15 protein-coding genes are annotated in these 25291 nt (G+C 72.7%); 9 read left to right on the top strand and 6 right to left on the bottom strand.

Annotation, left to right across the window (positions count from 1 at the left end; translation table 11 throughout):
* The first annotated feature begins 6 nt into the window (after positions 1 to 6).
* The 4 genes from ABZ342_RS24650 to ABZ342_RS24635 all read left to right on the top strand — a co-directional run bounded on the left by ABZ342_RS24650 (position 7) and on the right by ABZ342_RS24635 (position 3934).
* The gene (locus ABZ342_RS24650) at positions 7 to 1422 is read left to right on the top strand and encodes an FAD-dependent monooxygenase (RefSeq protein WP_360477178.1); all 1416 of its coding nucleotides are present in this window, start codon (positions 7 to 9) and stop codon (positions 1420 to 1422) included.
* Positions 1398 to 1757 carry a putative quinol monooxygenase gene (locus ABZ342_RS24645; RefSeq protein WP_230862740.1) on the top strand — a complete coding sequence of 120 codons (360 nt, stop codon included), beginning with the start codon at positions 1398 to 1400 and terminating at the stop codon, positions 1755 to 1757. Before ABZ342_RS24650 ends, ABZ342_RS24645 begins: the two co-directional genes overlap by 25 nt.
* A gap of 112 nt (positions 1758 to 1869) precedes the next feature.
* Positions 1870 to 3183 (top strand): lipase family protein, encoded by a 1314-nt coding sequence (locus tag ABZ342_RS24640; protein ID WP_360477174.1) that lies wholly within the window; start codon positions 1870 to 1872, stop codon positions 3181 to 3183.
* 76 nt (positions 3184 to 3259) lie between these two features.
* Positions 3260 to 3934 carry a TetR/AcrR family transcriptional regulator gene (locus ABZ342_RS24635; RefSeq protein ID WP_360477171.1) on the top strand — a complete coding sequence of 225 codons (675 nt, stop codon included), beginning with the start codon at positions 3260 to 3262 and terminating at the stop codon, positions 3932 to 3934.
* A 54-nt stretch (positions 3935 to 3988) separates the two neighbouring features.
* On the opposite strand, the gene ABZ342_RS24630 is transcribed toward ABZ342_RS24635, so the two are convergent.
* Positions 3989 to 5206: an amidohydrolase family protein gene (locus tag ABZ342_RS24630; protein ID WP_360477168.1), complete on the bottom strand. Its 1218-nt coding sequence runs from the start codon at positions 5204 to 5206 to the stop codon at positions 3989 to 3991.
* Positions 5207 to 5297: 91 nt separating this feature from the next.
* On the opposite strand from ABZ342_RS24630, the gene ABZ342_RS24625 reads away from it, so the two are divergent.
* On the top strand, positions 5298 to 5732 hold the full coding sequence (locus ABZ342_RS24625) for a MarR family winged helix-turn-helix transcriptional regulator (protein WP_360477165.1): 435 nt from the start codon (positions 5298 to 5300) through the stop codon (positions 5730 to 5732).
* A gap of 105 nt (positions 5733 to 5837) precedes the next feature.
* Here ABZ342_RS24625 and ABZ342_RS24620 read toward each other — a convergent pair whose 3' ends face one another.
* From ABZ342_RS24620 to ABZ342_RS24605, 4 genes are all read right to left on the bottom strand, one after another.
* Positions 5838 to 7472 (bottom strand): beta-1,3-glucanase family protein, encoded by a 1635-nt coding sequence (locus ABZ342_RS24620; RefSeq protein ID WP_360477162.1) that lies wholly within the window; start codon positions 7470 to 7472, stop codon positions 5838 to 5840.
* A gap of 539 nt (positions 7473 to 8011) precedes the next feature.
* Positions 8012 to 8797, bottom strand: a complete 786-nt coding sequence (locus ABZ342_RS24615; RefSeq protein ID WP_155545850.1) for an NAD-dependent epimerase/dehydratase family protein — start codon at positions 8795 to 8797, stop codon at positions 8012 to 8014.
* Positions 8797 to 9813, bottom strand: coding sequence for a Gfo/Idh/MocA family oxidoreductase (locus ABZ342_RS24610; protein WP_360477159.1), 1017 nt, complete (start codon positions 9811 to 9813; stop codon positions 8797 to 8799). Before ABZ342_RS24610 ends, ABZ342_RS24615 begins: the two co-directional genes overlap by 1 nt.
* Positions 9792 to 11237 carry an NDP-hexose 2,3-dehydratase family protein gene (locus ABZ342_RS24605; RefSeq protein WP_360477156.1) on the bottom strand — a complete coding sequence of 482 codons (1446 nt, stop codon included), beginning with the start codon at positions 11235 to 11237 and terminating at the stop codon, positions 9792 to 9794. The genes ABZ342_RS24610 and ABZ342_RS24605 overlap by 22 nt, the downstream gene beginning before the upstream one ends.
* A 166-nt stretch (positions 11238 to 11403) precedes the next feature.
* On the opposite strand from ABZ342_RS24605, the gene ABZ342_RS24600 reads away from it, so the two are divergent.
* Together ABZ342_RS24600 and ABZ342_RS24595 are read left to right on the top strand one after the other, a co-directional pair.
* Positions 11404 to 12624: a macrolide family glycosyltransferase gene (locus tag ABZ342_RS24600; RefSeq protein ID WP_360477153.1), complete on the top strand. Its 1221-nt coding sequence runs from the start codon at positions 11404 to 11406 to the stop codon at positions 12622 to 12624.
* The gene (locus ABZ342_RS24595) at positions 12621 to 22886 is read left to right on the top strand and encodes an SDR family NAD(P)-dependent oxidoreductase (RefSeq protein ID WP_360477150.1); all 10266 of its coding nucleotides are present in this window, start codon (positions 12621 to 12623) and stop codon (positions 22884 to 22886) included. The genes ABZ342_RS24600 and ABZ342_RS24595 overlap by 4 nt, the downstream gene beginning before the upstream one ends.
* 88 nt (positions 22887 to 22974) lie before the next feature.
* On the opposite strand, the gene ABZ342_RS24590 is transcribed toward ABZ342_RS24595, so the two are convergent.
* A complete protein-coding gene (locus ABZ342_RS24590) occupies positions 22975 to 23190 on the bottom strand; it encodes a hypothetical protein (protein ID WP_360477147.1) in 216 nt (71 codons plus the stop codon).
* Positions 23191 to 23459: 269 nt separating this feature from the next.
* Between ABZ342_RS24590 and ABZ342_RS24585 the strand changes: the two genes are divergently transcribed.
* Positions 23460 to 24431 (top strand): ATP-binding cassette domain-containing protein, encoded by a 972-nt coding sequence (locus ABZ342_RS24585; protein ID WP_155545856.1) that lies wholly within the window; start codon positions 23460 to 23462, stop codon positions 24429 to 24431.
* 1 nt (position 24432) lies between these two features.
* Positions 24433 to 25266, top strand: a complete 834-nt coding sequence (locus ABZ342_RS24580; protein WP_360477143.1) for an ABC transporter permease — start codon at positions 24433 to 24435, stop codon at positions 25264 to 25266.
* Positions 25267 to 25291 lie beyond the last annotated feature (25 nt).

The raw sequence follows: 25291 nt of genomic DNA, 5'->3' as shown, positions 1-25291 counted from the left end.
TTTCCGATGGACACCGTGGACGTCGTCGTGGTCGGGGGTGGCCCGACGGGCTGCATGCTGGCCGGGGAGGTGGCGCGGGCGGGCCGGTCGGTCGTGGTCGTCGAGAAGCACGCGGAGGCCTCGCCGCTCAGCCGGGCGTTCGGGACCCACGCCCGGACGCTGGAGGTGCTGGACGCCCGCGGCCTCGCCGACGAACTGGTCGCCACGGGCACCCGGGCGGGCAGCCTGAGCCTGTGGAAGAGCGCGGGCCTCGACCTGACCCGGCTGCCGTCGCGGTTCCCGTTCCTCCTGGTCACGCCGCAGCTCAAAGTGGACACGCTGCTCGAGAAGTACGCGCGGGACCACGGCGCGCAGATCGTGCGCGGCGCCGAGGTCACGCACCTCGACCGGCGGGACGACGGCGTCGTCGTCCGGGCCCGGTCCGCGGCCGGGGAGGCGGCGTGGAAGGCGTCCTACGTGGTGGCCGCCGACGGCGCGCACAGCACCGTCCGGCGGCTGACCGGCACGAGCTTCCCCGGCAAGGTCCTGCTGAATTCGATCGTGCTCGCCGACGCGTGGCTCGCCGATCCGCCCGGTGCGGTCATCACCGTGGACGCCGTCAAGGACAGCTTCGCGTTCCTCGCGCCGTTCGGCGACGGGTGGTTCCGCGTCATCGCCTGGGATCGGCGCCACGAAGGCGATCCGAGCGTGGAGCCCGGGCTGGTGCGCGACATCCTGCGGCGGACGATGGGTACCGACTTCGGCATGGGGGAGGTCCGCTGGATCTCCCGGTTCCGCAGTGACGAACGGCAGATCGGCGCGTACCGCTCGGGTCGCGTGTTCTTCGCCGGCGACGCCGCGCACGTCCACTCGCCCGCGGGCGGGCAGGGCATGAACACGGGCATCCAGGACGCGGCCAACCTCGGCTGGAAACTCGCCGCCGTCCTCGACGGCGCCGACCCGGCGATCCTCGACACCTACCAGGCCGAACGGCACCCGGTCGGCAAGCTGGTGCTGCGCACGAGCGGCGCCACGATCCGGATGATGACGCTGCGGGCGTGGCCGGCGCGCATGCTCCGCACCCACCTGATCGGCGCGTTGCTGCGCAGCACCCGGTTCTCCCGCAAGGCCGCCGGGATGTTCACCGGGACCGGGATCCGCTACCGCCGGACGTCGTCCGAGCACCGGTTGGCCGGGGCGCCCGTACGGGAGATTCCGTTGCGGGACGGACGATTGCCGGAAGCGTTGCGCCACGGCGGGTTCGTCCTGGTCGCGGGCAAGGACGCCGGGCACGTGCCCGCGCCGGTGCCGGTGGTGCACCGCACCGACGCCGGGCCGGGGCTGCTGGTGCGCCCGGACGGCTACATCGCCTGGGCCGGCGACGTCCGGTCCGGCGACTGGGCGGCCGTCCTCGAACGGTGGACCGGGCGGAGGGCGGGCTGATGCAGGTCGTCGTCATCCGCTTCACCGTGCGCGAAGAGTGGGCCGGCCGATGGCTGGATCTCGTCGGCGAGTTCACCCGCGCGACACGGGCCGAAGACAGCAACCTCTGGTTCTGGTGGGCGCGCAGCGTCGACGAACCGAACGTCTTCTTCCTCCTGGAGGGCCATCGCGAGGACGGCGTCGAGGCGCACCTGAGGTCGCCGCTCATCCCGAAGATCCGCCGCGAGTGGCCGGCCGCGCTCGTCGAGACGCCGCGGGTGCTCATGACGACCCTGCCCGGGAACGACTGGCCGGAACTGGCTCTGCTGCCCGTGCCGGGGGCTTCCGGCGGCTGATCCACGGCCGGGTGAACTGCGGCGAAGATGATGTACGCGCCTGTACACCACACCTACTCGCTGGTAGGTTACCGGCCGTCCGGTGTTCCGCCTCATGATTCAAAGGGGAGTCATGATCCGAAAGCCCGCCCGCGTACCGGCGCTCGCCGCCGCGCTCGCGCTGGTCCTCGCCGCCGTGCCCGCCGGGACGGCCGCCGCGCAACCGTCGTCCGATTCCTTCTACTCCTACGACGGCGCCGCGCCGCTGTCGTCGTTCGCGCCGGGGACCGTGCTGAAGACCCGGACGCTGAGCTACCACGTCGTCGGCATCCCGACGCCGGTGCGGGCCGTCCAGCTGCTCTACCGCACCACCGACGCCCAGGGCCGGCCGACCGCGAACGTCACCTCGGTGGTCCGCAGCACCACCGGCGACACCACCAAGGCCGTCTCGTACCAGTCGGCCTACGACTCGCTCGATCCCGCGGACGCGCCGTCGCGGGCGATCGCCGGCGACGTCACCCTGGGCGGCCTGCTGCCCAACGGCGAGTCGCTGCTGCTCACCCCGGCGCTCCTGCTGGGCTACAACGTCGTCGTACCCGACACCGAGGGGCCGAGCGCCGACTTCGCGGCGGGGCCGGAGTACGGCGCCACCACGCTCGACTCGATCCGCGCCGCGACGAGCTCGCCGGCGACCGGCATGGACGACCGCACGAAGTTCGGTCTCCTCGGCTATTCGGGCGGCGCCATCGCCACCGGGTGGGCGGCCGCGCTCGCGCCCGGCTACGCCCCGGACGTCAACCGGAACCTCGTCGGGTTCACCGAAGGCGGCGTACTCGTCGACCCCGCCCACAACCTGAAGTACGTCGCCGGCAGCCCGGTCTGGTCCAGTGTCATCCCGATGGCGCTGATCGGCGTCGCCCGCGGCTACGACATCGACCTGAAGCCCTACGCGAGCGCGTATGGCTTGAAGGTGCTGGAGGAGCTGAAGAACGCGTCGATCATCGACGCGCTGGGCCGCTACCCCGGACTGACCTGGCAGAAGATCGCGAAGCCGGAATACGCGAACCCGAACTCCGTGCCGCCGTTCGTCGCGGCGGTCAACCGGGTCAACATCGGCTCGGCGCCGACGCCGTCGATCCCGGGCTTCATCGCGCAGGGCAACGCGGGAATCCTCGAAGGCACGGTCGCCGGGCCGCCGGGCATCGGCGGCGGCGACGGGGTGATGGTCGCCGGTGACGTCCGGGCGCTGGCCCGCCAGTACTGCGCGACCGGCAACGGCTCGATCTCCTACCAGCAGTACGACTTGCTCAGCCACGTCGGCGGCGCGGCGGCGTGGGCGCCGGCGGCGATCGCCTGGCTCGCCGACCGGTTCGCGGGCAAGCCGGCGCCGTCGAGCTGCGGGCGGATCCCGGCGGGCAACTCGTTGGCACCGGAACAGCCGGCCTGATCGCGGGTCCGGCGCACGGGACCGTCCGTGCGCCGGACCACCCGGCCGGCCCGGTCCGCGCGGTACGGTTCCGCGCGTGACGACCCGGGACCGCAAGCTGCCCAAGGGCCCGCACAGCCTGAGCCGCGAAGAGGTGGCCGAGGCCCAGCGCGCCCGCCTGGTCGAGGCGGTGCTGGCCAACGTCGGCGAACGCGGGTACGCGGCCACGACGGTCGGCCACGTGACGGCGGCCGCGGGCGTGTCCCGCACGTCGTTCTACGAGCAGTTCGCCGACAAAGAAGCGGCGTTCCTCGCGGCCTACCGCACGGTGACGGCGGAGTTCCTCGACCAGGGCGTGGCGCTGGCACTGGCGGCGCCGAACCCGCTGGCGGCGGTCACGGCCTGCGGCGACTTCGTGGTCGGCTACGTGCGCCGGCGCCCGGTGGTCGCCCGCGCGGTCCTGCTGGAGATCCACGCGCTCGGCGACGCCGGCCTCGAAGCGCGGGAAGAAGTCCTGCGCGCGGGCGAGGCGGTGTTCGACCGGACGGCGAGCTGGCTGCGCACCACCGAACCGGACCTGGCGCCCCCGCCGCCGTTCACCGCCCGCACGGTCGTCGCCGCGACGATCGAACTGCTGACCCAGGCGATCTGGCTCGCCACGGAAGAGGCCTACGACCAGGCTCGCGAGGCGGTCCGCCACACCTGGCTGCTCGGCCTGTTCGGGCACGGCGCCATTCCCGCGAGTGCCGGCGGGCGCGCTCTGCGACGGTGAAGCGTTCGCCCGCCGCCCGCACACCGGCGAGGTGACGTTCCGGGACGAGCTGCGTCACGACTGCTCGAGACGGCTGCCCCGGCGCCAGATCGCGCGGGTGTTCAGCGTGTCGCCGATGGTCGTCGCCGGGTCGCCGTCGACCAGCAGGAGGTCGGCGCGGAGTCCTTCGGCGACGCGTCCGCGGTCGGCGAGGCCGAAGCGGCGGGCCGTGGTCGCCGTCGCGGCGCGCAAGGCCCGCTCGGGCGTCAGGCCGGCCGCCACGAGGTACTGCAGTTCCTGGTGCAGGCTCGCGCCGTGGGCCAGACCGCCGAAGAACGTCTCCGCCATCGACGCGTCGGTGCCGGCCAGGATGTCCACGCCCGCGGCGGCCAGCGCCCCCACCGTCTCCAGGACGTCTTCGAGCTTGCCCTGCGGGTAGCGGCCGTAGCTGGAGCGCAGGGTTTCGTCCCACTTCGCGTCCAGGCGGCGGGCGACGCGGGGGTCGTCGGCGAGGGTGCTGCCGGTGATGCCCGTCATCGACGCGTCGAGGCAGACGCACGGCACGACGAACATCCCCGCCTCGGCGATCAGGTCCACGATCTCGGTGGTGTGCGGCCGGTCCATGAACACGTGGACGACGCCGTCGATGCCGGCCTCGACGGCCATCCGGGTGGCGTCGAGGGTCAGCGTGTGCGCCACCGTGAGGGCGCCGTACTTCTTGGCCTCGGCGACGCCCGCGTCCAGCGTGGCCTGGTCGAGCATCGGCAGCCCGGGGTGTCCCTCGACGCTGCCGTCGTCGATCATGAACTTGATGTAGTCGGACCCGCGCGCCAGGAGCTGCGGGACGAACGCGGCGGCCTGCTCCGGGGTGGTGGAGAAGGGCATCAGCGGCATGACCGGCGGCAGGTTCCCGGCCGGCCGGAAGCCCTCCGGCATCAGCTCGCTGGGGTGGCCGCCGGGCGGGGTGATGGCGAAGCCGGACGACCGGATGTCGGCGACCGTGTCGTCTTCGGTGAGGTGCGCCCGGTTCTCGCGCGTGTTCATGCCCTGCATCTCCAGCTCGGTGGTGACGCCGAACCGCAGGGCCAGCGCCTGGGAGCCGGGCGCGGAGTGGACGTGCGCGTCGATCAGCCCGGGCAGCAGGGTCGCGCCCCGGCCGTCGACGACTTCGGCGCCGTCGGGCACCTCGCCGCCGACCTGGCGGATCTTCCGGCCGTCGAGGACGACGTTCTGCACTCCCAGTGTCTTCTCGCCGTCGAAGACCCGGGCTCCGGTGATGGCGGTGACGGCCATGGTGGCCTCGCTTCCTGATTCGCAGTTACATACCTGATGGTATGCAGTTTAAGACTGGTATGCAAATGCGTGAGGTACTACGATCCGGAGGGTGAGTGGCGAGGAGCACCTGCTGGACCAGATCGGCCCGGCCCTGTCGCGGCTGCGCCGGCGCACCCCGGCCTCGGGCCGCGACCTGTCGCGCAACCTGGTGCTGAACGTGGTCGCCGACGCCCCGGACGAGATGACCGTCGGAGGGCTGGCGGCCGAGATGGGCGTCGCGCAGCCGGTGGCCAGCCGGACGGTCGCGGCCTGCATCGCCGACGGCCTGCTGCGGCGGGCCGCGTCCCAGGCCGACGGCCGCCGCACGGTGCTCGAGCTCACCGAACGCGGCGAGGGCGAGCGGGCCCGGTTCGCGGCCGAGCAGCGAGCGGCGTTCGAAGACATCACGGCCGAGTGGTCGCCGGAGGACCGCGCCCGGTTCGCGCGGCTGCTGGTCCGGTACACCACGGACGCCGGTGTGTGGTCCCGGCGGCAGCGCGGGTGAGCCGGCCGGGACGTCGTTCGTCCTCCAGGCCGCGAAGGGCCGCGCTGACCCGGAGGGCTGGCCGCGCCCCCGCTTGACCGCGGCCAGACCTCCGGAACGGTGCGGCTATCGCGTGAACGTGAACCAGTTGATGTTCACGAAGTCCGCCGAGCCGCCCCCGAACGTCAGGTAGACGTCGTGGACTCCGGTCGCCGCGCCGGTGATGTTCGCCGGTACCGTCTGCCAGTTCTGCCAGCCGCCGTTGTTCGCGAAGTCGATCTCTGCGAGGACCGGGCCCGACGTGCTGTCCAGGCGGGCCAGGATCGCGCCGCTCACCCCGGCGGCCGCGCCGGAGGCCAAGCGGGCCAGGAACTGGCGCGGTGAGCTGGAACCGAAGTCGATGCCGCTGTACTTCAGCCAGTCGCCGGCGGCGATCCAGCCGACGTCGGTGCCCCCTTCGCTGCACGCTTCGTTCTGCGTGCCGCTCTGGGCGCTGAAGGACTCCGCCTGGATCGTCGAGTAGGCACTGGTTCCCCCGGGCGGGGGAGTCGTGCCGCCGCCCGCGCCCGGGCCGAGCGCGACCGTCCAGGACGTCGGCGCCGGGTCCTGGAGGTGGCCGTCGACCGGCTGGGCGCCCGTCGGGCCGACGTCGTCGTACGGGAAGGCGTAGCCGATCGTCGCGTGCTGGTGGACCAGCCGCGCGTAGTGGTTCGTCGTGGCGTCCTTGTAGTAGTTGGCGGGTGCGACGCCGTCGGGCTGGTTGTTGCCGCCGCCGACGAGCAGGCTGCTGCGGTTGAGCGCGGCGGCGAGGCGGGCGGCGATCGCGCCGCGCGCGTCCCCGCCGGAGTTGTACAGCGGCCCGCTCGCGCAGCCGAAGATGTCGATCGCGCTCGGCTTGGTGAACGGCACGCCGTTGGTGTTGAGCCCGGCGAACACGATCGCGTCGCCGCTGACCGTGCCCGTGTAGGAGCCGATGCTGCCTTGTCCGTTGATCGTCAGCGGGGTCGAGCGGTAGTGGTCCCAGACGGCGTTCAGGTAGTTCGTCCAGTAGCCGCCGAAGTCGGTCGGGGAGTGGCCGGGCGCGAGCACCCGCACCACCTTGCCGGACGCGTCGGTGACGACCAGCCGGTCCCACGGCGCCCCGTCGGTGGTGTGCTGGGCGCGCAGCCCGTCCGCGATCGCCCCGAGCGCGCCGTCCGGCAGCGGGCTGACCGACTGCGCGCCGGCCGCTCCCGTCGTGGCCATCGACACCGGCAGCGCCACCATGTCGACGTAGCTGATGTTCGCGTAGAGGTTCGCGCTGTTGTAGGTGAACTCGCAGAACGTCCAGTTCGTCTGCCAGTTCGGGTCGGAGCTGGTGAAGCCGGGCTGGACGAGCCCGGGTCCCGGGTTGACGAAGAACTGGATCTTCTTGTCCGCCGAGAACCACACCCGGCCGCCGATGATGTAGTCGTGCAGCGTCACCGTGACCTGGGAGCCCGAGCCGCCCAGCGGGATGGCGTAGTCCGGGATCGGCGTCACCGGCGAGGACGGGTTGGTCAGGCGGTGGAACTGGCCGTCGGCCGTCACGAAGCCGGGCCAGCCGGAGGTGTCCGCACCGCTGACGTAGGCGTAGACGGTTCCGTTGCCGGAATTGTTCTTCAGCGTCAACGGCAGTGCCGCCGCGGCCCGCGCTTTCGGCGCGGTGGCGGCGGACCACAACGGCGCGCTGGTCACCGCGGCCGCGAGACCGGCGGTGACGAAGGTACGCCTGGACAACATGGCGCCTCCTCGGAGAGGGCGGCGACGTGCGTGGCGGCGACACGTGTCCGCGGGGGTGGGGTCGCCGAACGCTAGGTACGCCGTGCCGGAATGGTCAAGACCACCTGGTCAGGTGGGGTACGAGCGGCCGCCGAGCCTGCCCTCGCGTACAGGCTCGGCATTCGGAGCAATGCGTCGGTGTCCACCCCGAACACCGGGAATCGCAATTCGGAAGATGCTTTCTACTCCATTCGTGGACTACTCATCGGAGACGATCAACTTAGGTTGTCAGCGGCAGCGACCTTTTCCGCTAGCCGTACCACGGCCTGGACCGGTTAGCTGATCACGGGAGCGCGCCGCGCGGGCGGCGCGCGCGCAGGGGAGGGGAAACCGATGATCGATGCCACGCCGCCGTAGCGGCTGAAGACCCGGCGGGAGCACTCCCCCCTCCCGCCTGCGAGGTACGACGTCCGGTGCGCCCAGCCCCCAGTACGGTGCGCCGGACGTCGTGCCGCATAAACGAAGAAGAGAAGTGACCGTCCACAGGGGACGGGAGAGCGTCAGACGCCGGCCGTGGCCTTGAGGTGCCGGCGGGCGCTCTCGGCCAGCTCGTCGATGTTGCGGTCCAGCAACGACTTCAGGTAGCCGGGGCCGATGCCGAAGTCGTCGAACCCGGTGACCAGCGCGCGCAGCTTCTCGATCCGCACGTCGCCGCGCTTGGCCGGCATCTCGACCAGCTTGCGCTCGGCGCGCGTGCCGAGGCGTTCCTCCAGGCCGTCGACGATGTCCTCGATGGCTTCCGACCGCCCGGACGCCACGTTGACGACCTCGTCCCGGATGCCCTGGCCGAGCAGCGAGTCGATCATCAGCATCATGTCGCCGACGTCGAGCAGGTCGCGGGAGACCCCGGAGTGCAGCGTGACCTCACCCGAGAGCAGCTGGCGGGTCAGGGACGGCAGCAGCTGGTGCGACGACTGTCCCGGCCCGACGATGTGCGACAGCCGCAGGACGAGCCACCGCGCGCCCGACAGCGCGCAGACGTGTTCGAGGCACAGCTTGTGGCGGCCGTAGGGCGTGAGCGGGAAGACCGCGCCGCCCTCGCTGCCGACCGACTGGTCGGCGCCGTACATGCCGGTCGAGGCGGTCGACAGGAAGATCACCGTGCGCCCGTCGGCCCGGCAGCGGTTGACGACGTCGTAGACGAGGGTGGACTCGCGCTGGAACGCCGACACGTCGTTGACGAGCACGGTCGACACGCCCGCCGCGATGAGCGTGACGTCCGGGTACCGGTCGCCGAAGTGCTGCCGGGTGTGGTGCGCGATGAAGCCGTTTCCGATGATCTCCATCAGCGGGTCACCGTCCGCTCGTCGGACACTCCGGCCGCGTTCGAGAACACTTCGTCCGCGAGCCGCGCGGTGTCCACGGAAGAGGAGAGCCAAGCCGCTTCGGACTCGTCCCGCCCGGCCAGCGCGGCGACGGCGAACGAGCGCAGCGACAGCTCGAACTGGTGCGCCGGGGGCAGCCAGAGCTCCTCGACGTGGTCCTGTTCTTCGATGCGCAGCACCGGTTGCCGCCCCGGCGGCGGGGTGAACGCCCGATCCAGCGACAGCGACGCGGCGCTGCCCCACAGCTCGTACCGCGAGCGGTAGCTGTGCTGGAAACCGAAGTCGAGGGACGCGGTGACCCCGCTCGCCGACGTCAGCAGCGCGTGCCCGGCGACGTCCACGCCGCCTTCGTCGAACCGCAGGGTGGCGCCGGTGACCCGGAGATCGGGGCCCAGCAGGAAAAGCGCCGCGCGCAGCGGGTACACCCCGACGTCGAGCAGGGCGCCGCCGCCGAGCGACGGCTGGTAGCGGATGTCGTCGGCGGGCAGCGGCGGGATCCCGAACGACGCGGTGAACGTCCGGAGCTCGCCGAGGCGGCCGGCGTCGAGCAGGTCGCGCACCCGCGTGTGCTGGGGGTGGTGGATGAACGTGAAGTTCTCGCGCAGCACCAGGTTCTGCTTCGTGGCCAGCTCGGCGAGATCCACGGCCTGCTCGAGGTTGAGCGTGAGCGGCTTCTCGCACAGCACGTGCTTCCCGGCCAGCAAGGCCTTCCTGGTCCACTCGTGGTGCAGGCTGGTCGGCAGGGAGACGTACACCGCGTCGACGTCGCCGCTGTCCAGCAGCTCGTCGTAGGTCATGGCGGCGGTGTGGAAGCGGCCGGCGAACTCCGCGGCCTTCTCCGGCGAGCGGGCCGCGACGGCGGTCAGCGCCAGCTCGCCGACGGCGGCCGCGGCGGGCAGCGTGCGCCGCGCGGCGATCGACGAGCAGCCCAGCGCGCCGAGCCGCAGGGCCCGGCTCACCGCAGCCCCCGCAGGCACGCGATCAGGCTGCGGGCCTGCACGTTGACGTAGTGGCTGTGCCGCAGCAGCTCGTTGAGCTGGTTCAGGGTGAGCCACCGGAAGTCGGCGAGCCCGGCGTCCGGGAAGTCCGCGGGCACCTCGATGATCTGGTAGTCGCTGTACGCGTGGTGGAACCGGCCGCCCTCTTCGGAAAGCTGGGCGGAGAACAGCACTTGGTCGTCGCGTCTGCCCAGCACCATGTCGAGGAACGGCGGCCGGTCCGCGGGCGGGGTGAGCACGTAGTTGTCGGGGGTGCACTGCACGGTCGGCGCGAGCTCGACCACGTCGAGGTAGCCGGGTTCGACCCGCGCGTTGAGCAGCGCGTGCAGCACCCCGTCGACGCGTTTCACCAGCAGGGCCACCACACCCGCGCCGTGCGGCCGGACCAGCGGCTGCGTCCACTGCGCGACTTCGCGTCCGTTCGTGGTGATGTCGACGGCGATGATGCTGAAGAACAGGCCGAGCTCGTGCGAGATCTCGGCCGGGGTCCGCACCCAGTTCGCGACCTCGCCGAGGGGGAGCGGGCTGGTGCGCACGACGTGCTGGGCCTGGCGCGAGGTGATCCAGCTGAGCACCTCGGTGCGGGTGTGCAGGCTGCCGGTGGGCTGGGCCGACGATCGCGCGACCGCCGCGGCGAGGTCGCTCACGGCGTCGGCCTCGTGGCCCTCGAGCCCGGCGGGCATGCAGGACAGCACCGTGCGGGCGTCCATGTTGACCAGGTTGTCCTGCTTGAGCAGCTCGTGCAGCTGGCCGAGGGTGAGCCAGCGGAAGTCGTCGGGCAGGTCGTCCTCGCCGGCGAACTCCGCGGCCTCGACGATCATGTTCCGGTTGCGCTTGCGGTAGAACCAGGAGCCCTGCTCGGACTGCAGGACGTCGGCCAGCACGGTTTCCGGGTCCGGGTCGCGGAAGTGGTCCAGGTAGGGGACCGGCCGGCCGCCGTGCACGCGCGTGTAGTTGCTCTTGGTCGCCTGGACCGTCGGCGAGACCTGGACGCCGTTGACGTTGCCCGGCTCGGACTTCGCCTGCATCAGGCAGTGCAGGACGCCGTCGATCTCCTTGACGAGGATGCCCAGGATACCGATTTCCGGCTGGTTGATGATCGGCTGCGACCAGTGCGTGACCGGGCCGTGGTCGGTGTCGACCGCCAGCCCCTCGACACCGAAGAAGCGTCCGCTTTCGTGCCGCAGGTTCCCGGATCCGGCGTCGAAACCCCACTGCCGGAGCTCGCCGAACTCGATCCGCTTCACCTCGTGCCGGTGCGCGAGGTTGCGGTCCTCGATCCACTTGGCCACCACGGCGTTCGGCGTCGCGACGCCGTCGGTGGCGGCGGCGGACCTGGCGAGCCGGTGTGGCAACGTCACGTCCGGTTTGCGGAGCAAGCCGGTTCCAGTGTGACGCTCCATGGATTTTCACCTCGCGTGGCCGGCGGACGGGACATCCCTATTTGTAGCGAGGAGAAACTAGGAGGAATGCTGGTCTTTGCGGCGGCGCCGGGGGGACACTAGGCGATTCATTGGATTCCCTGTGCACGACCCGGTGGGCGCTCCCGGCCGACCTAGGGTGACCGGCGTGGACGTCTCCGGCGGGCATGTCGCCTTCTTCGGTTTTCCGGGCTTCGGGCACATCCGGCCGACGCTGCCGGTCGTGCGCGAGCTGCTTTCGCGCGGGCACGACGTGACGTACGTCGTCGCCGAACGCTTCGCCGGCGTGGTCGCGGAGACCGGCGCGAGAGTGGTCCCCTACCCGTCCGCCTTCCCGGAGTCGATGCCGGACGTCCACACCGCCGGCGACCTCGCCGAGGTCCTCGCGCACTACCTCGACGAGGCCTACGCCCCGCTCGCCACCGCGTGGCCGGAGTTCGCGGACCGCCCGGTCGACCTCGTCGTCGAAGACGTGCTGAGCACCGACGTCGGCGGGCTGGTCGCGCGGCGCGCCGGCTGTGGCGTCGTCCGGCTGTTCGCCGGGTTCGGCGGCAACGACGAGGTTCCCCTCAACGGCAGCGAAACCGAGCTCGAAGGCCCGCCGCTGGATCCCGCGCACCCCGCGCTGGCGGCCTGCGGCGAGCGCGTCACGGCGCTGCTCGGGAAGCTCGGCCTGGACACCCCGCCGGACTTCCCGCCCGGGGGCGGGGAAGTCGTGGCGAACCTCGTGTTCGTGCCCCGCGCCTTCCAGTTCCGCCCGGAGTGCTTCGGCGACGAGTTCGTCTTCGTCGGCCCGACCGGCGACGACGGTGCGGCCGCGGACAGCTGGGCCGCGCCCGGCGCGGACGTCCCCGTCGTGCTGGTGTCGCTGGGCACCTCGTCCAACAGCAACCCGGGGTTCTTCACCGCGTGCGGGCAGGCGTTCGCGGGCACCGGCTGGCGGGTCGTGATGACCACCGCCGGGCACGTCGGCGACGACGTCGCGGCGGCCATGCCCGACAACGTCGAGCTGCACTCCTGGCTCGACCACCGCGCGGTCCTCCCGCACACCGACGTCGTCGTCTGCCAGGCCGGGACGGGCTCCCTGATGGACGCGTTCGGCCACGGCGTCCCCGTGGTCGCCGTGCCGCAGCGCCCGGAGGCGCGGGTGACCGCGCGGCAGGTCGAGCGGCTGGGGCTGGGCCGCGCGCTGCTCGACGACGTGACCGGGGACGACGTGCGCGACGCCGTCCTGGCCGTCGCCGCCGACGCCGCCGTGGCGGCCGAGGTCGCGCGGATGCGGGCGGCCATCAAGGCGTCCGGGGGCGCGAAACGGGCGGCGGACGTGCTCGAACGCGCCGTGCGAGCCACCCATGGAGAGCGGGCATGAGCGACGACGACAAGCTGCGCGGGTACCTCAAGAAGGTCACCGCGGACCTGTACCGGACGCGCGAGCGGCTGCGTGACGCCGAGGACCGGGAGCACGAGCCGATCGCGATCGTGGGGATGAGCTGCCGGTTCCCCGGCGGCGTCCGCTCGCCGGAGGACCTCTGGGACGTCGTGGCCTCGGGCCGCGACGCGATCTCGGGATTCCCCGTCAACCGCGGCTGGGACCTCGACGCGCTCTACGACCCCGACCCGGACCGCGCCGGGACGTGCTACACGCGTCAAGGCGGCTTCCTGCACGACGCGGACGAGTTCGACCCGGAGTTCTTCGGCATCTCCCCGCGCGAGGCGCAGACGATCGATCCGCAGCAGCGGCTCCTGCTCGAAACGGCCTGGGAGGCCTTCGAACGCGGGGGGATCGACCCGGCGTCGCTGCGCGGCAGCAGCACCGGCGTGTTCGCCGGGGTGATGTACAACGACTACGCGACGCGCTTGACCGACCTGCCCGCGAGCCTCGAAGGCTATGTGGGCAACGGAAGTGCCGCGAGCATCGCCTCCGGCCGGGTGGCCTACACCTTCGGGCTCGAGGGCCCGGCGGTCACCGTCGACACCGCGTGCTCGTCGTCGCTCGTGGCGCTGCACTGGGCCGCGCAGGCGCTGCGGCGCGGCGACTGCTCGCTGGCGCTGGCCGGTGGCGTCGCGGTGATGTCGACGCCGGTGACGTTCATCGGGTTCAGCCGGCAGCGCGGCCTCTCACCGGACGGCCGGTGCCGCTCCTACGCCGACGCCGCCGACGGCACGGGCTGGGGCGAGGGTGCCGGGTTCCTGTTGCTGGAACGGCTTTCCGACGCCCGGCGCAACGGCCATCCGGTGCTCGCGGTGGTGCGCGGATCGGCCGTCAACTCCGACGGCGCGAGCAGCGGGCTCACCGCGCCGAACGGGCCTTCGCAGCAGCGCGTCATCCGCGCCGCGCTCGCCGACGCCGGGCTGTCCGCCGCGGACGTCGACGTCGTCGAGGGCCACGGCACCGGGACCACGCTGGGCGACCCGATCGAGGCGCAGGCGCTGCTGGCGACGTACGGCCGCGAACGCGCCGGTGGGGCGCCGCTGTGGCTGGGCTCCGCGAAGTCGAACTTCGGCCACACGCAGGCTGCGGCCGGCGTCGGCGGCGTGATCAAGATGGTCATGGCGCTGCGCAACGAGCTGCTGCCGCGCACCCTGCACGCCGAAAATCCGTCGTCCAAAGTGGACTGGGACGCGGGCGCGGTCGAGCTGCTGCAGGAGCCCGTCGCGTGGCCGGCGGGCGAGCGGCCGCGTCGCGCCGGGGTCTCGTCGTTCGGCGTGAGCGGCACCAACGCGCACACGATCATCGAGCAGGCACCCGCACTCGAACCCGCTGAACCCGGAGGCCCTGCCGGGCTGGTCCCCGCGGTGTTGTCGGCGAAGAGCCCGGAAGCCTTGCGTGAGCAGGCCGCCCGGCTTCTGTCGCAGGTGGACGGACACCGGCCGGTCGACATCGCCTATTCGCTGGCCACCACACGCGCGGCGTTCGAGCACCGGGCCGTCGTGCTGGCGGAGACCGCCGAGGAACTGAAGCAGGGGCTCACCGAGCTGGCGTTCGTCGGCGAAACCACGCCGGGCAAGACGGCTTTCGTGTTCGCCGGCCAGGGAGCGCAGCAGCCGGGCATGGGCCGTGAGCTGTACGCGGCCTTCCCCGTCTTCGCCGAAGCCTTCGACGAGGTCTGCGCGGGCTTCGCCGGACTGCGCGAGCTGATCTTCGAGGGCGGTGACCTGGACCGCACCGAGGTGACCCAGCCTGCCCTGTTCGCCGTGGAGGTCGCGCTCTTCCGCCTGCTGGAGTCGTGGGGTCTGACCCCGGACTTCGTCATGGGGCACTCGATCGGTGAGCTGGCCGCGGCGCACGTCGCCGGGGTGTTCTCGCTGGCCGACGCGTGCCGCCTGGTCGCCGCGCGGGCGCGGCTCATGCAGTCGGTGCCCGAGGCGGGCGCGATGGCCGCCCTGCGGGCCACCGAGGACGAGGTCCGGCCGCTGCTGGGCGAGCGGGTCGCCCTCGCGGCGGTCAACGGGCCCGAGGCCGTGGTCGTCTCCGGTGACGTCGACGCCGTCGAGGAGATCGCCGCGCGGTTCGCCGGGTCTAAGCGGCTGCGGGTCAGCCACGCCTTCCACTCGCCGCACATGGACCCGATCCTGGACGCGTTCCGCGCGGTCGCCGAGACCGTTTCCTATGCGGCGCCGAAGATTCCCGTCGTGTCCAACGTGACCGGCGAGCCGTCGGACGTCGCGTCCGCCGCGTACTGGGTCGACCACGTCCGCGCCACCGTCCGGTTCCACGACGGGATGCGCTGGCTCGCCGACAACCGCGTGACCCGGTTCGTGACACCCGGACCCGGCGGCGCGGCCGCCGCGATGGCCGGGGACTGCGTACCGGGCGCGGTCGTGGTGCCGGTGCTGCGCCGGGACCGGGACGAGGTGCGCACCTTCACCGAAGCCGTCGGACGGATGCACATCGCCGGGTTCAGCCCGGACTGGGCCGCGGTGTTCGCCGGTCGGGGCGCGCAGGTCGTCGACCTGCCGACGTACGCCTTCCAGCGGGAGCGCTACTGGCTGGACGGGCAGCGGGCCGTCAAGCCGGCCGGTGCCCTGTACCGCGTCGAGCAGGTCCCGGCGACCGCCACCAGCTCGGCCGTCGACTGGCACGCCTTGGGCTCCGACGTCCCGCCGGTGGTCTACTTCCGGTGCGAGGCCGAAGGCGACGTCGTCGAAGCCGCCCACCGCTTGGCGCGAGAAGCGCTGGAAGTGCTGCAGACCTGGCTGACCGACGACCGTTACGCGAACTCCAAGCTCGTCTTCGTCACCCGGGGGCTCGCCGGTGCCGCGGTGCGGGGACTGGTCCGCTCCGCGCAGGCCGAACACCCCGGCCGGTTCGTCCTGGCCGACGCCGCCGAACTGCCCGCCGCGTTCGCCGTCGAGGAGCCGGAAGCCACTTACGCCGACGGCGAAGTCACCGTTCCGCGGCTCGTCGAGTCCACTTCGGACGAAGTCGGCCGTCTCGAAGGGACCGTGCTCATCACCGGTGGCGCCGGTTCGCTCGGCGGCGAACTCGCCCGGCACCTGGTGCGCGAGCACGACGTGCGCCGGCTCGTCCTCGCCAGCCGTCGGGGACCGGATTCACCTGGCGCACAGGAACTTCAGGCCGAGCTGGCGGCGGAAGGCGCCGACGTCGTCCTCGCCGCCTGTGATGTCGCCGACCGGGAAGCCCTCGCGGAGTTGCTCGGCGAGGTCGGCCCGCTCGACGCGGTGGTGCACGCCGCCGGGGTGCTCGACGACGGCGTCGTCGCCTCGCTGACGCCCGAGCGGCTCGACGCCGTGCTGCGGCCCAAGCTCGACGCGGCCTGGCACCTGCACGAACTCACCGAAGGCCTGTCCGCCTTCGTGCTGTTCTCCTCGGCCGCCGGGGTGCTCGGCGGCGCCGGGCAGGGCAACTACGCGGCGGCCAACACCTTCCTCGACGCGCTCGCCGCGCACCGCCGCGCGCAGGGCCTGCCCGCGGTGTCGCTGGCCTGGGGGCCCTGGGTGCCAGACGGCGGGATGACCGGGCAGCTCACCGACGCCGACGTCGCCCGCATGCGCCAGGGCGGCGTCCGGCCGCTGCCGGCCCGCGACGCGCTGCGCCTGTTCGACCGCGCCCTGGCCGGTCCCGACGCGCTGGTCGTGCCGATCGACTTCACCGTCGGCGACCTGGACACCACCCGGCCGCTGCTCGGCGGCCTGGCCGGGGAACCACCCGCCCCGGCCACGCGGCTCACCGGCGATCCCGCCGCCGCCCTCGACCTGGTCCGCGCCCAGGTGGCCGCGGTACTCGGCCACTCGGCGGCGTCCGTGCGCGCGGACCGGCCGTTCGCCGACCTCGGTTTCGATTCGCTGACCGCGGTCGAGCTGCGCAACGCCCTCGGCCGCGAGACCGGCCTGACCCTGCCCTCGACACTGGTGTTCGACCACCCCACGCCGCGCGCGCTGGCCGAGCACCTGCTCGGCGCGTCCGCTCTCACGCCCGCCGAGCCGACGGCCCGGCCGAGCGACGAGCCGATCGCGATCGTGGCGATGAGCTGCCGTTTTCCCGGCGGGGTTCGCACGCCCGAACAGCTGTGGGAACTCCTCGAAGCCGGGCGGGACGTCATATCGCCGTTCCCCGGCGACCGCGGCTGGGACCTCGACACGCTCTACCACCCGGACCCCGACCACCCCGGCACCTGCTACACGCGCGAAGGCGGCTTCCTCGACGACGCGGCCGGGTTCGACCCGGAGTTCTTCGAGGTTTCGCCACGCGAAGCCGTCGCTATGGACCCGCAGCAGCGGCTGCTGCTGGAAACGTCCTGGGAAGCCTTCGAACGCGCCGGGATCGACCCTTCGGCGCTGCGCGGCAGCCGCACCGGCGTCTTCGCCGGGACCAACGGCCAGGACTACTCGTCGCTGCTGCGGGATTCGGCGGACGACGTCGCCGGGCACCTCGGCACCGGCAACGCGGCCAGCGTGCTGTCCGGCCGCGTCTCCTACACCTTCGGGCTCGAAGGCCCGGCCGTCACCGTCGACACGGCGTGCTCGTCTTCGCTGGTCGCGCTGCACCTCGCGGCGCAGTCACTGCGGTCCGGCGAGTGCTCGCTGGCGCTGGCCGGCGGCGTCACCGTGATGTCCACGCCCGCCGGGTTCGTCGAGTTCAGCCGGCACCGCGGGCTGGCCGAGGACGGCCGCTGCAAAGCCTTCGGCGACGCCGCCGACGGCACCGGCTGGTCGGAGGGCGCCGGGATCCTGCTGTTGGAACGGCTTTCCGACGCCCGGCGCAACGGCCGTCGCGTGCTGGCGGTGCTGCGCGGGTCGGCGGTGAACCAGGACGGCTCGAGCAACGGGCTCACCGCGCCGAACGGCCCTTCGCAGCAACGCGTCATCCTCGCCGCGCTCGCCGACGCCGGACTCGCACCGTCCGATGTGGACGCCGTCGAAGCGCACGGCACCGGCACGCGGCTCGGTGACCCGATCGAGGCCCAGGCGCTGCTCGCCACCTACGGGCAGGACCGCGAGCGTCCCCTGTGGCTCGGCGCGATCAAGTCGAACCTCGGGCACACCCAGGCCGCCGCCGGGGTCGCCGGGGTGCTCAAGATGGTGCTCTCGCTCGACCACGAGGTGCTGCCGCGCACGCTGCACGCCGACGTCCCGTCGGAGCGGGTCGACTGGGCCGCCGGGGACGTCCGGCTGCTGACCGAGCCGGTCGCCTGGCCCGCCGACGGCCGCCCGCGCCGGGCCGCCGTGTCGGCGTTCGGCTTCAGCGGGACCAACGCGCACGTCGTCCTGGAGGAAGCGCCGGTCACCAGCGCGTCCACTGTGGACAAATCGGCCGTGCCGCTGTGGCCGCTCTCCGGCCACACCGAGGCGGCGTTGCCGGCGCAGGCCGCCGCGCTGCTTCCCCTGGTAGGCGAAGACTTCGACGCCATCGGTTCCGCCCTGGCCGCCCGCACGGCGTTCGACCACCGTGCGGTGGTGTTCGCGCCCGACCGGGATTCCGCGCTGCGGAACCTGCGGCTGCTGGCCGAGGGCGGGGAAGGCCCCGGCGTCGTGCGCGGCCGCGTCGCCGACGAGGGCCGCTCCGCGTTCCTGTTCACCGGCCAGGGCGCCCAGCGCGCGGGCATGGGGCTCGCGCTGTGCGCGGAGTTCCCGGTCTTCGCCGACGCCTTCGACGCGGCCTGCGCGCGGTTCGACCTCCCCTTGCGCGAAGTGATCGCCGAGGGCGGCGAGCGGCTCGACCAGACCCGGTTCACCCAGCCCGCGCTGTTCGCGTTCGAGGTCGCGTTGTTCCGCCTGCTGGAGTCGTGGGGGCTGACGCCGGACTTCGTCATGGGCCACTCGATCGGCGAGCTGGCGGCCGCGCACGTGGCGGGCGTGCTGACCTTGGCCGACGCCTGCACCCTGGTCGCCGCGCGCGGCCGGCTCATGCAGGAACTGCCCGCGACCGGCGCCATGGTGGCGGTGCGGGCGACCGAGGACGAGGTCCAGCCGCTGCTCACCGCGTCGACGGGGATCGCCGCCGTCAACGGGCCCGCGTCGGTCGTCGTGTCCGGTGTGGAGGACGACGTTCTCGGCATCGCCGCGCACTTCACGCGGCTGGGCCGGGAGACCAAGCGGCTGCGCACCAGCCACGCGTTCCACTCCCCGTTGATGGACCCGATGCTCGCGCGGTTCGGCGAGGTCGCCGCCGGTCTGTCCTATCGGGACCCGAAGATCGGCCTGGTCTCGAACCTCACCGGCCGGCTCGTCACCGCCACCGGGCCGGAGCACTGGGTCCGGCACGTGCGCGACGCGGTCCGGTTCGCCGATGGCGTCAGCCTGCTCGCGTCCCGCGGTGTCACCCGGTTCGTCGAGGTCGGCCCGGACGCCGTGCTCTCGGCCATGGTCGGCGACTGCGTCGAGGACACCGTGTTCGTGACGGCGACCCAGCGCCGGAAGCGGCCGGACGTCGAGACCCTGCTGACCGCGGTGGCCGAGGCCCATGCCCACGGGTTCTCCCCGGACTGGGCCGCGCTGCACCCCGGCCGCGGCCGGGTCGAGCTGCCCACTTACCCCTTCCAGCGCCGGCGGTTCTGGCCCGGGACGCCCGGACGCGCCGGTGACGTCGCGACGGCGGGACTCGCGGCCACCCCCCATCCGTTCCTCGGCGCGACCGCCGAGCTGGCCGGGGCCGCCGGCTTCCTCGGCACCGGACGGCTTTCCCTGCGGACGCACCCGTGGCTCGCCGACCACGGCATCGGCGGTTCGGTGCTGTTCCCCGGGACGGCGTTCGTCGAGCTCGCCGTCGACGCGGGTGACCGCGCCGGCCGCACGCAGCTCGAGGAGCTGACGCTCGGGGCGCCGCTGGTGCTGCCCGCGACCGGGGGCGTCCGGCTCCAGGTCCTGACCGGCGCGCCGGACGAGTCGGGGGCCTGCCCGCTGACCATCCACTCGTGTCCCGAGGACGCGGCTCCCGGCAGCCCGTGGACGCTGCACGCGAGCGGCGTGCTGACGCCGGGGCTTCCCGCGCGCGGCGAAGGCCTCGCCGAGTGGCCGCCGCCGGGCGCGGAAACCCTTGATACGGAGGGACTCTACGACCGGCTCGCGGAGAGCGGGTTCGGCTACGGGCCCGTGTTCCAGGGCCTGCGGCGAGCCTGGCGGCACGGCGAGGACGTCTACGCCGAGGTCGAGTTGCCCGAGGATGCCGAAGGGGCGTTCGGCCTGCACCCCGCACTGCTCGACGCGGTGCTGCACGCGGCGGCGTTCCTGCCGTTCGCGCCCGCCCCGAACGGGCGGTTGCCGTTCTCCTGGCGCGGCGTTTCCCTGCACGCCGAGGGTGCGCGCGGCCTGCGGGTGCGGCTCACCAAGACCGGCGCGGAATCGCTGGCGATCGCGATCGCCGACTCCGCCGGGCACGCCGTCGCGACCGTGGATTCCCTGGTCCTGCGGGAGTTCTCGCCGGACCAGCTCGCGGCCCGGCCGGACGCGCTGTACCGGCTCACCTGGCCCGTCCACGACGGCGACGCGGTGAACCCGTCGTGGGCGATCGTCGATTCGCTCGCCGAAGTCACCGACGTCCCGGACGTCGTCGTGCTGCCCTTCGCGACGCGGCCGGTGCGGGAGGCGACGCACGATGCACTGGCTCTCGTCCAAACGTGGCTCGCGGAGGATCGCTTCGCCGCGGCGAAGCTCGCGCTGCTGACTTCCGGCGCGGTCGTCACCGAAGACGGCGACGGACGGCCCGATCCCGCGCTCGCCGCGGTCTGGGGCCTGGTGCGCTCGGCGCAGTCGGAGCACCCGGGCCGGTTCGCCCTGGTCGACTCCGACGGCTCCGCGGAAGTCGCCGAGGCCTTGGCCGCGGGGGAGAACCAGGTCGCGGTCCGTTCGGGCGTGGTCCGGGTGGCGCGGCTGGCGAAGGAGACCGACGCGCTCACCGTCCCCGCCGGGGACTGGCGGCTCGACATCGCCGACCGCGGCACGCTCGACGGGCTGACCGTCGTGCCCTGCCCCGAGTTCGCCGAGCCGGTCGCGCCGGGCGCGGTGCGGATCTCGGTGCGCGCCGCCGGCGTGAACTTCCGGGACGTGCTCAACACGCTCGGGATGTACCCGGGCCCGGCCACCTCTCCGGGGCTGGAGGGCGCCGGAGTCGTCACGGCCGTCGGCGAAGGCGTCACCCGGTTCGCACCGGGCGACCGCGTCATGGGCATGTTCGGGGGCGCGTTCGGACCGGTGGCCGAGGTCGACGAGCGGATGCTCGCCCGGCTGCCCGCCGGGATGTCGTTCGCGCAAGGCGCTTCGGTGCCGGTGGTGTTCCTGACCGCGCTCTACGCCCTGACCGATCTGGGTGACCTGCGGCCCGGCGAGACCGTCCTGGTGCACGCGGCGGCGGGCGGCGTCGGCATGGCCGCGGTGCAGCTCGCGCGGCTGCTCGGCGCCGAGGTCTACGGCACCGCGAGCACCGGCAAGTGGGACACGCTGCGGGCTTCCGGCCTGGCGGACGACCACATCGCGTCGTCGCGGACGCTCGACTTCGAAGCCGAGTTCCGCGCGGCGACCGGCGGACGCGGCGTCGACGTCGTGCTCGACTCGCTCGCCGGCGACTTCGTGGACGCGTCACTGCGGCTGCTGCCGCGAGGTGGCCGGTTCCTGGAGATGGGCAAGACCGACGTGCGCGACGCCGACCTCGTCGCGGCCGACCACCCGGGCGTCCGGTACCAGGCGTTCGACCTGGTCGAGGCCGGGTACGACCGGATCCGCGAGCTGTTCGACCGGCTGCTGGAGTGGTTCGACGCGGGGGTGCTGGCGCCGCTGCCGGTCACCACCTGGGACGTCCGGCGCGCGCCCGCCGCGTTCCGGCACGTCAGCCAGGCCAAGCACGTGGGCAAAGTCGTGCTGACCGTGCCCGCGCCGCTCGACCCGGAAGGCACCGTGCTGATCACCGGCGGCACCGGCGGCCTCGGGCGCCTGCTGGCCCGGCACCTCGCGGGGTCCGGCGTCCGGCACCTGCTGCTGGCGAGCCGTCGGGGCCCGGCGGCCGAGGGGGTCGAAGAACTGCGAGCCGAGCTGTCCTCGCTGGGAGCGGAAGCTTCGGTCGTCGCGTGCGACGCGGCGGACCGCGACGCGCTGGCGAAGGTGCTGGCTGAGGTGCCCGGACAACACCCGCTGACCGCCGTGGTGCACGCGGCCGGGGTGCTCGACGACGGGCTCGTCGAAGCGCTCACCCCGGAGCGGCTGGACGCCGTGCTGCGGCCGAAGGTTTCCGCGGCGGCGAACCTGGACGAGCTGACGCGGGACCTCGATCTGTCCGCGTTCGTCCTGTTCTCGTCGGCGGCGGGCGTGCTCGGGGCGCCCGGGCAGGGCAACTACGCCGCCGCAAACGCTTTCCTGGACGGGCTCGCCCGGCACCGGCGGTCGGCCGGGCTGCCCGCGCTGGCCCTGGCCTGGGGTCCGTGGCTGCCGACCGGCGGCATGACGGCGAGCCTGTCCGAGGCCGACGTGCGGCGCATGGCGCGGTCCGGGCTGCCGCCGCTGCCGGCGGACCAGGGCCTCGCGCTGTTCGACGCGGGCCTGGGCGCGCCCGACGCGGTGCTCGTGCCGATGCTGGTCGACTCGCGCGTGCTGGGCGCGGGGGACGTCCCCGAGCAGCTGCGCGGAGTGGTCCGGACCGCCGTCCGGCGGCGCACGGCCGCCGCGGGCGCGACGGACGTCGACCTGCGGCACCGGCTGGCGGGGACGTCCGGCGAGGACCGGCGGCAAGCGCTGGTGGAGCTGGTGTGCGCGCAGGTGGGCGCGGTGCTGGGTTACGGCGGTACCGAAACCGTCGACCCGCAGCGGGTGTTCAAGGAGCTGGGGTTCGACTCGCTGACCGCGGTGGAACTGCGCAACCGGCTCAGCGCGGCGAGCGGGATCCGCCTGCCGGCGACGCTGATCTTCGACTACCCGACCCCGGCGGCGCTGGCGGGCTACGTCGGCGAGGAGCTGTTCCCGGAAACCGCTTCCGAAGCGCCCGAAGGCGACGAGGACGGGGAGATCCGCGCGGCGCTGGCGGCCATCCCGGTCGCCCGGTTCCGCGAGGCGGGGCTGCTGGACGCGCTGCTGAAGCTGAGCGGGCGCGCGCCGGCGCCGGCGGCCGATGCCGGGGACGACGAGCTGGGCGACCTCGACGTCGACGACCTGGTGCGGATGGCGCTCGGGCCCGACGAAGCCTGAAACGACGTGCCCGAAACGAGAAGCGGCCGCCCTGGTGACCCCCCGACGGGACACCAGGGCGGCCGTTTCGGTCCGCCGGATCGGCTATTCAGGAAATGAAGAATCGACGTCGTCCCGCGGCCGTCGTTTTCCGTGACGTCGCACCGCGGACGAAGAACAGCAGGCCGACGACGATGGTGACGCCGCCGCCGATCACGCCGATGGTGTGCTCGCCCGCGTTGATGATGATGGCGACCCCGCCCGCGACGAGGATCAGCCCCATGACGAGGGAAACGAACGGACGGCCGCCTTGTTCTTTGGCCATGGGAAACTCCTTGGAACGATGGACGACGAATCTCTTGTGATCGATTCAAGCACACGGCGATCTGCGTTGTGAGTCCTCGAAAGTCGTCTTCGGACCATCGAAAGTTGACATTCCCGAGTTGCCGGTCGCCCAGGGTACTGGGAAGATCACACCCGAACGGGGGTTGCAACTTTGGTTGCGGTGACAAGCGACCTTGTGATCTAGCACGACGGCGGTGGCTGCCGGTTGACTAGTCCTCAGGCACACAGGAACGGATACGGAGCAGGCGCGTGATCACAGCACGAGATCTGACGAAGCGATACGGGGACACGACGGCCGTCAACGGCCTGTCGTTCGAGATCAAGCCCGGCGTCGTGACCGGTTTCCTCGGGCCCAACGGGGCGGGCAAGTCGACCACGATGCGGATGATCCTCGGCCTGGACGCCCCCAGCGGCGGCTCGGTCACGGTCAACGGCAAGGCCTACCGGGACCTGCCCGCGCCGATGCGGGAGGTCGGGGCGCTGCTCGACGCGAAGGCCGTCCACGGCGCGCGCACGGCGTACCGGCACCTGCAGTGGGTGGCCCAGGCCGGCGGCATCCCGCGCAAGCGGGTGGACGAGGTGCTCGACACCGTCGGCCTCACCGACGTCGCGGGCAAGAAGGTCGGCAACTTCTCCCTCGGCATGTACCAGCGGCTCGGCATCGCGACCGCCCTGCTGGGCGACCCGCCGACGCTGCTGTTCGACGAGCCGGTCAACGGCCTCGACCCCGAGGGCATCTACTGGATCAGGACCCTGATGCAGGACCTCGCCGCCGAGGGGCGGACGGTCTTCGTGTCCAGCCACCTGATGAACGAGATGGAAGAGACCGCCGCGCACGTCATCGTGATCGGCCGGGGCGAGCTCATCGCCGACATGCCGATCGCCGACTTCACCCAGCGCAGCGCGCGCAGCCACGTCCACGTGGTTTCGCCGCAGGCCACCGAGCTCGCCGAGGCTCTCGAACGGGCCGGCGGCAAGGTGACGAAGCTGGACGACGGCTCGCTCAACGTCGTCGGCCTGGACTCGCCGGAGATCGGCGACCTCGCGCTGGAGCGGCGCCTCGGGCTGCACGAGCTGACGCCGGTCCGCGCGAGCCTCGAGGCCGCGTTCATGGACCTCACCAAGGACAGCGTGCAGTACCGCTCGCACAACGGCGCGCCGCCGGAGGAGCACAAGGTACTCGAGACGGTGCGGGCGCTCGCGTCGGAAGGGACTGAATAACGTGACCACCGCAACGGCTTCGCTGCCGGAAACGAAGACCTCGCCCGGCATCGGCAACACGCTCGCCGCGGAGTGGACCAAGCTCAGGTCGGTCCGCTCGACCTGGCTCGTCGTCATCGCCGCGGCGGTCGTCAGCGTCGGGTTCTCCGTGCTGTTCAGCTTCCTGACCGAGCAGGACTACAAGAACCTGCCGGCCGGGCAGACGACGGACTTCGACTCGGCGGGCACCGCCATGGTCGGGATGAACCTCGGCCTGATCCTCATTTCGGTGCTCGGCGTGCTCGCCGTGTCCGGTGAGTACTCGACCGGGATGATGCGGCTCACGCTGGCCATCACCCCGCACCGCGGGCGGGTCCTGATCTCGAAGGCCATCGTCGTCGGGCTGCTGACGTTCGTGCTCGGCACCCTGTTCGCGGCGGCGGCGTTCTTCATCGGCCAGCTCGTCCTCGGCATCAACCCGGCCATCCCGACGCTGGGCCTCGGCGGCCCGGGCGTGCTGCGCAGCCTGCTCGGCTGGGGCGCGGAGTTCGCGGCGTTCGCGCTGCTGGCCCTTTCGTTCGGCGTGATGATGCGCAGCGCGGCGGGCGCGATCGCCACCGCGATCGGCTTCATCTTCGCCCCGGCGATCCTCGGCGCGCTGCTGCCGACGTGGGTCCAGCGCGACATCCTCGCGTACTTCCCGGCGTCGGCGGCGGAGCAGCTGAGCACGGCCCAGCTCAAGACGGACTCGGTGACGTACCTGGGCCCGCTGACCGGCGGCGGCACGCTGCTGACGTGGGTCGCGGTGGCGCTGGTGGTGGCGTTCTCCCTGATGGGGAAGCGCGACTCCGGCTGAGTTCCGGGCTTTGCCGAAGGGGACC

Source organism: Amycolatopsis sp. NPDC005961 (assembly GCF_040629235.1).
Lineage (GTDB): Bacteria > Actinomycetota > Actinomycetes > Mycobacteriales > Pseudonocardiaceae > Amycolatopsis > Amycolatopsis camponoti.
Note: the sequence above shows the minus strand (reverse complement) of the source record. Positions and strands in the feature narration are given on the sequence as shown.

Coding starts and splice junctions, on each gene's coding strand:
- ABZ342_RS24650 (WP_360477178.1), top strand. CDS start 7: ATGGACACCGTGGACGTCGTCGTGGTCGGGGGTGGCCCGACGGGCTGC.
- ABZ342_RS24640 (WP_360477174.1), top strand. CDS start 1,870: ATGATCCGAAAGCCCGCCCGCGTACCGGCGCTCGCCGCCGCGCTCGCG.
- ABZ342_RS24630 (WP_360477168.1), bottom strand. CDS start 5,206: ATGGCCGTCACCGCCATCACCGGAGCCCGGGTCTTCGACGGCGAGAAG.
- ABZ342_RS24620 (WP_360477162.1), bottom strand. CDS start 7,472: ATGTTGTCCAGGCGTACCTTCGTCACCGCCGGTCTCGCGGCCGCGGTG.
- ABZ342_RS24615 (WP_155545850.1), bottom strand. CDS start 8,797: ATGGAGATCATCGGAAACGGCTTCATCGCGCACCACACCCGGCAGCAC.
- ABZ342_RS24605 (WP_360477156.1), bottom strand. CDS start 11,237: ATGGAGCGTCACACTGGAACCGGCTTGCTCCGCAAACCGGACGTGACG.
- ABZ342_RS24595 (WP_360477150.1), top strand. CDS start 12,621: ATGAGCGACGACGACAAGCTGCGCGGGTACCTCAAGAAGGTCACCGCG.
- ABZ342_RS24590 (WP_360477147.1), bottom strand. CDS start 23,190: ATGGCCAAAGAACAAGGCGGCCGTCCGTTCGTTTCCCTCGTCATGGGG.